Origin of the sequence: Mesorhizobium sp. M0185 (genome assembly GCF_040322175.1) — a bacterium.
Taxonomy (GTDB): domain Bacteria; phylum Pseudomonadota; class Alphaproteobacteria; order Rhizobiales; family Rhizobiaceae; genus Mesorhizobium.
In genome coordinates, this window is record NZ_JAMYSY010000140.1 from 1 (window position 1) to 546 (window position 546).

Consider the following 546-nt stretch of genomic DNA (forward strand, 5'->3'; position numbering starts at 1 on the left):
AATAGAACTGCGGACGGTAGTTGGTGAAGAACGGCGTGTGGCGGCCGCCCTCGTCCTTGGTCAGGATGTAGGCTTCGGCAACGAACTTCTTGTGCGGCTTGACGGTGCCGGGCTTGGCCAGAACCTGGCCGCGCTCGACGCCTTCACGGTCGATACCGCGCAACAGTGCGCCGATGTTGTCGCCGGCCTGGCCCTGGTCGAGCAGCTTGCGGAACATCTCGACGCCCGTGCAGGTCGTCTTGGTGGTCGGGCGGATGCCGACGATCTCCAGCTCCTCGCCGACCTTGACGACGCCGCGCTCGACGCGGCCGGTCACAACCGTGCCGCGGCCCGAGATCGAGAACACGTCCTCGATCGGCATCAGGAACGGCTTGTCGAGCGGACGCACCGGCGTCGGGATGTAGGCATCGACCGCAGCCATCAATTCGCGGATGGCGTCCTCGCCGATCTTCTTGTCGCTATCTTCAAGTGCGGCAAGCGCCGAACCCTTGACGATCGGAATGTCGTCGCCGGGGAACTCGTTCTTGGTCAAAAGCTCACGCACCT

General features: G+C 64.1%; 1 protein-coding gene. It reads right to left on the reverse strand.

Going from position 1 to position 546, the window contains the following annotated elements; translation table 11 throughout:
- A partial coding sequence (locus NKJ20_RS34105) for an EF-Tu/IF-2/RF-3 family GTPase (RefSeq protein ID WP_352749979.1) occupies window positions 1-546 on the reverse strand: 546 nt, incomplete at both ends.